This window comes from Phenylobacterium sp. (assembly GCF_044371015.1).
Classification (GTDB): Bacteria; Pseudomonadota; Alphaproteobacteria; order Caulobacterales; family Caulobacteraceae; genus Phenylobacterium.
In genome coordinates this window covers 1-5,592 of the sequence record NZ_JBILUK010000213.1, presented here as the reverse complement: position 1 = coordinate 5,592, position 5,592 = coordinate 1, and the positions used below count along the sequence as shown (strand labels likewise).

The 5,592-nt window shown below is 68.7% G+C and carries 4 protein-coding genes and 1 pseudogene; 4 read left to right on the top strand and 1 reads right to left on the bottom strand.

Translation table 11 applies throughout. The features are described from left to right. The coding region (locus ACIQ3R_RS14625; protein ID WP_397419594.1) for a CaiB/BaiF CoA transferase family protein at positions 1 to 845 on the bottom strand (845 nt) is incomplete at its 3' end. Between the two features lie 152 nt (positions 846 to 997). On the opposite strand from ACIQ3R_RS14625, the gene ACIQ3R_RS14620 reads away from it, so the two are divergent. The 4 genes and pseudogenes from ACIQ3R_RS14620 (at position 998) to ACIQ3R_RS14605 (ending at position 5,539) form a co-directional block, all read left to right on the top strand. Next, the gene (locus ACIQ3R_RS14620; RefSeq protein ID WP_397419593.1) at positions 998 to 1,594 is read left to right on the top strand and encodes a TetR/AcrR family transcriptional regulator; all 597 of its coding nucleotides are present in this window, start codon (positions 998 to 1,000) and stop codon (positions 1,592 to 1,594) included. Positions 1,595 to 1,642: 48 nt separating this feature from the next. Continuing rightward, the gene (locus ACIQ3R_RS14615) at positions 1,643 to 3,334 is read left to right on the top strand and encodes an alpha/beta fold hydrolase (protein WP_397419592.1); all 1,692 of its coding nucleotides are present in this window, start codon (positions 1,643 to 1,645) and stop codon (positions 3,332 to 3,334) included. Between the two features lie 655 nt (positions 3,335 to 3,989). Then, positions 3,990 to 4,088: pseudogene (locus tag ACIQ3R_RS14610) on the top strand (PEPxxWA-CTERM sorting domain-containing protein); the annotation flags it as partial. 164 nt (positions 4,089 to 4,252) lie between these two features. Continuing rightward, the gene (locus tag ACIQ3R_RS14605) at positions 4,253 to 5,539 is read left to right on the top strand and encodes an adenylosuccinate synthase (RefSeq protein ID WP_397419591.1); all 1,287 of its coding nucleotides are present in this window, start codon (positions 4,253 to 4,255) and stop codon (positions 5,537 to 5,539) included. Positions 5,540 to 5,592 lie beyond the last annotated feature (53 nt).

The following is a 5,592-nucleotide window of genomic DNA, read 5'->3' as shown; positions in this document are numbered from 1 at the left end:
GCCCGGCGGGCGGCGATCTTCTCCGCCAGCGTCGCCTCCGGCCCGGCCGGATCGGCCAGTCCCAGCTTCTCGGTCATTCGCCGGAACAGGAAGCGGAAGTCGGCCGAGACCAGGATCGGACCGGCGCCGGTCTCCCAGACATCGTTGGGCAGCGAGACCATGTCGTTGGCGTCTTCCAGATCGTAGTGCAGCTGGTCGTCGGTCACGAGGCTGGCGTCCATCATCGCCATGTCGATGTGCTGGCCAAGACCGGTCGTGGCGCGCAGGTGCAGGGCGGCCAGAACCGCGACCAGCCCATGCAGCGAAGCGTTGGTGTCAGCGGCCGAGATCGGCAGATCACGATGCGGGATGTCGCCCCGCCGGGCCTGACGGTCGAGGAAGCCCAGTTCGGCGTGCACGATGGGTGCGAAGGCGGGACGCCGCGACTCCGGACCGCCCGCGCCGAAGCCCGAGATCGACAGCATGATGAGGCGGGGGTTGACGGCCTTGAGCACCTCATAGCCGACGCCGAGCCTTGGCATCACGTCAGGCCGATAGTTCTCGATCAGGATGTCGGCCTTGGCGACCAGTTGCTTGACCAGGTCGACGGCGCCCTGGGCTCTCAAGTCGAGACTGATGTTCCGCTTCCCGACGTTCTGCTGGTTGTAATAGCCGGGCACGCCCCCCGTGCGGCGCCCCCACAGCCGGGTGAGATCGCCGTCCGGCGGCTCGACCTTGACCACGTCGGCCCCAAGGTCGGCCAACATGCGCCCGGCGAACGGGCCGGCCAGCACACGGGAGAAATCCAGCACCCTCAGGCCCGCCAGGGGAAACGGCGCGTCGGACACAGGCTTCTGATCGGTCATCTCATTCTCCCGGCCCGCCTCTGACGTGCGGTCTCGTCTGCATCATTTCGAGGGCGGAGCCCAAGTGCAACGCGTCCGGCTGATGACTTACGTTGTAAAGCCAATCCAGGGGCGCTAGGCCTTTCTCATCCGAGGGGGGCAACCCGAGTCGCATGCCGCGTATCCTGACCGAGAGCGACGTCGCCGACTTCCGCGACCGCCTGTGCGCGGCGGCCGAGCGGCTGTTCGCCGAACATGGACCGGATGCGGTGACCATGCGCCAACTGGCGGCTGAGCTCGGCGTCTCACCCATGACGCCCTATCGCTACTTCCAGGACAAGGAAGCGATCCTGGCGGCCGTGCGCATCGCCGGATTCGAGCGTTTCGCCACCGCGCTGGAAGCTGCGCGCGCCTCGGGCAAGAGCGCGAGGGCCAAGGCCGCCGCCGTGGGCGAGGCCTATGTCTCCTTCGCGTTCGACCATCCCCACACCTACAAGCTGATGTTCGATCTGAACCAGCCGATGGATCTGGCCGACGACGCGCTGGTGGCCGCAAGCCGACGCGCGCACGCCACCATGTCGGGCTGGGTGGAGGACCAGGTGGAGGCCGGCGAGATGCAGGGCGATCCAGAGACCATCGGCGCCATGTTCTGGGCCGCTACTCACGGCGTGGTGGTGCTGGAAATGGCCGGCAAACTGCCCAAGGGCGCGGCGCGCGACCTGCACCATCGCCTGACCACCACCCTGGCGCGGGGTTTACGCCCAGGGTGAGGCGATCCCGCTTGGGACTGGCCTCGGAATTGCTAAGGTTCCGGTCGGATGTCCGACGCTCCCGACGCCACGCTGCTGGTTGAAACGCTCTACCGGATCGCCGCGCGGCCCTCCGCCTGGGATGAGCTGACCCATGTGCTGGACCCTAATGGGACCGATCCCCAGAACCTGGCCGAGCTTTCCGCCGCCGCCGAGTACGCCCGCAAGTCGCGGCTGCCCGGCGAGGGCCCGCCGGGCGCGGCGGCCCGGGGCGACCTCGCCTTCCTGGTGCTGGCGGCCTCCGGCGCGGTGATCGACGGCAACGGCGCGGCGTTCGACCTGCTGGCCGCGGGCCTGGGCGCCGCCGAACCTGGACAACCGTTGATCCTCGTCAGTCCCGCCAACGGCGTGGCCCTGGCTGAGGGCGTCCGACGCGCCAGGTCAGAGGGACGCCAGGTGGTGTTTCGGCTGGATCGCGCCGGCGGCGAGGCGCCGGTGTTCGCCTATGCCCTGCCCGCCGCGCTGGCCGGCGCCCGCCTGGGCGCGGAGGCTCAAGCCTGGCCGGAGAGCGCGACGGTGCTGGTGTTTCCGGCGCTCGAGCCGACGGCCCAGCTCTGGGCCGGTATTCGTGAAAGCTTCGGCCTGACCGAGGCGGAGCTGAGGCTTGCCCGGCGGCTGCGCGCCGGCGCGCCGATCCAGCAAGCAGCGGACGACCTGGGAATCTCGGTCAACACCGCCCGCAACCAGCTGCGCGGCGTGTTCGACAAGATGGGGCTGCAGCGCCAATCCGACCTCGTGCGGGTGCTGACCGAGCTAAGCGTGGTGGCCAACGCCATGCGCCAGGATGAGGTCGACCCCTGGACGGCGCGGGTGGTGGAGTCCGCGCCGCCGATCCAGCTGTTTCGGCTTGCCGACGGCCGGGCCCTGGCGTGGCGTGACTATGGGGACCCCGTGGGCCTGCCGATCCTCTTTTTCCACGAGGGCCTGGGCTCGTGCCTGCTGCCGCCGGAGACCGACGCGGCCGCCCGCGCGCTCGGCCTGCGCGCCATCGCGGCCGATCGCCCTGGCTTCGGACGCTCGGACCGGCCCTTGCGGCCTTACGACTTCGACGGCGTGGCCGAGGACATGATCGCGCTGTGTGATCATCTGGGACTTGAGCGTCTGCGGATCACCGCGGCGCTGTCGGGCGCGCCCACGGCGCTTGAAACCGCCGCCCGCCTCGGCGCGCGGGTCGAGATGGTCACCCTCATCTCAGGTCGGGCGCCGCGCGCGCAGGTCCTCGCCCGTCCGGGCGTCGCCGCCCAGTTTCGCGCGCGGATCGAAGCCAATCCGTGGATCGTCGAGGCGCTCTACGGGATCATCCGATATCGACGCTCGCGCGCCATGATCCGCGACATCGCCCGCCGCACCGCCACGGCGCCGGAGGATCGGGCGTTCATTGAAGCGCATCCCGCCGTGATCGACTATGTCAGCGCGGTGATCGGCGAGAGCCTGCTGAAATCCAGCCGGGCGACAGCAGACGAACTGCGGGCCTTCCGGCGTGCTCACAATCGTCCGGCGCCGGCGATCACCGCCCCCGTGGTGGTCTGGCATGGGACCGACGACACCTTCGCCTCGCTGGACACCCTGAAGGCCTGGTTGGGCCCCCGCATCCGCGAGACCCACCTCATTCCCGGCGCCGGCCACATGATGGGCCTGAAGCACTGGCGCGAGATCATGGCCCGCTCGGCCGCCCCGCCGCCTGTCTCAGACCAGGCATAGTCCGAATTGATCATGCGCCCGGCGCGGGCTCGCCACAGGGTTCTCGCTTAACGGCCGTAAGCCTGCGGCCTGTGCTGTCTGGAGTAACTCCATGTTCCGTACGATCCGCGCCCTCAAGGCGCTGACCGCCGCTGGCGCGCTCGCTCTGAGCGGGTGGGCGCCCAACGCGTCCGCGAGCGGGCTGACGATAACTCAAACCACCGATATCGCGGGCGGCATGGCTTCTTTCGGTACGTCGTCGAGGGTGCTGGATTGGGATCTTGGCGGGGCGCCTGGCTCGGCAACAGGCCTTGTGGGCTTTGTTGACATGCAGAACTGGCTGAACGGCACGGGCTTTGAGGGGTTCGACCTCGCGGTGAACTTTCAGGAAAATGTGACCTGGACGTTCGCTGGTCCGGTCTCACGGATCGGCTTTGCGATCTCGACGGGGCTTGAAAGCGTCTACACCAATCAGGTCAACAATCTCGGCGCCGTGTTTCAGCTTTCGACCAACACTGGCGCTACAGGTGCATTGACCCTGGTTGACGGCGGAAGCGGCTACGCGGCCTGGGTTGAGATCATTTCGGCGACGCCCTTCACATCTCTGACCTTCATTGAACCCAACGGCGATATCGCCGATCAGTATTGGGGCGACGTGTATTCCGCGCGCGGTGGTGCGGTGCCCGAGCCCACGACCTGGGCGCTGATGATCGGCGGCTTCGGGGCGGTGGGCGCAATGCTTCGGCGGCGGCGATCCACCTGGATCCCGGCCTAATCACCACCACGTTCCGCACCCGGCCTCTTGAGCCCGGGCCCGGCCTCGTCTAGACGACCGCCGCGCCCGGCGTTCCGGCGCGCGAAGTTGATCTCCGCATCCCCGCCGAGCACCTGTCGAAGGGCTGGGATGTGTCTCCGGGCAGGTCGGGAGATCGTATCCGAATGGCCAATGTGACCGTGATCGGCGCCCAGTGGGGTGACGAGGGCAAGGGCAAGCTGGTCGACTGGCTGTCGAACCGCGCCGATGTGGTGGTGCGTTTCCAGGGCGGCCACAATGCGGGCCACACCCTGGTGGTCGGCAACCAGACCTACAAGCTCTCCCTGCTGCCGTCCGGCGTTGTGCAGGGCAAGCTCTCGATCATCGGCAACGGCGTGGTGGTCGACCCCTGGCACCTGCTCTCCGAGATCGAGATCCTGCGCGGCCAGGGCGTGGAGATCACGCCCGAGCGCCTGGTGCTGGCCGACAACGCCTGCCTGATCCTGCCGCTGCACCGCGACCTCGACCGCGCGCGTGAAGCCGCGGCGCTGAACAAGATCGGCACCACCGGCCGCGGCATCGGCCCGGCCTATGAGGACAAGGTGGGCCGCCGCGCCATCCGCGTGGCCGACCTCGCCGACCGGGCGGCGCTTGAAGCCAAGATCGACCGCCTGCTGGCGCATCATGCGCCGCTGCGCGCGGGCCTGGGCCTGCCCGAGTTCGACGCCGCCGGCCTGCTGGCCGAGCTGGAGGCCATGGCGCCCAAGGTGCTGCCCTATGCCCGCCCGGCCTGGCTGATGCTGGACGAGATCGTGAAGTCGGGCCGGCGCGTGCTGTTCGAAGGCGCCCAGGGCGCCCTGCTGGATGTGGACCATGGCACCTATCCCTATGTGACCTCGTCCAACACGGTGGCCGGACAGGCGGCGGCGGGCTCCGGCCTCGGGCCGAAGGGACCGGGCTACGTGCTGGGCATCGTCAAGGCCTACACCACCCGCGTGGGCGAAGGCCCGTTCCCGACCGAACTTCACGACGAGGTCGGCCGCCACCTGGGCACGGTGGGTCGCGAGTTCGGCACCGTGACCGGCCGGGAGCGGCGCTGCGGCTGGTTTGATGCGGCCCTGGTGCGTCAGTCCGTGGCGCTGAACGGCATCGCCGGCGTGGCGCTGACCAAGCTCGACGTACTGGACGGCCTGCCCATTCTGAAGATCTGCACCGGTTATCGGCTGGGTGAGGGCGAGATCGGCTATCTGCCGGCAGGTCTGAAGGCCCAGAGCCAGCTCACACCCGTCTACGAGGAGATGGAGGGCTGGTCGGACACCACCCAGGGCGCGCGCTCCTGGAAGGACCTGCCGGCCAATGCGATCAAGTATGTGCGCCGCATCGAGGAGCTGATCGGCGCGCCGGTAGCGCTGCTCTCCACCAGCCCGCAGCGCGACGACACCATCCTGGTGCGTGATCCGTTCCAGGACTGAGTGCGCAAACCGTCTCTTTACCGCTGCCGGGATACACCGTTCTCCGAAACGAG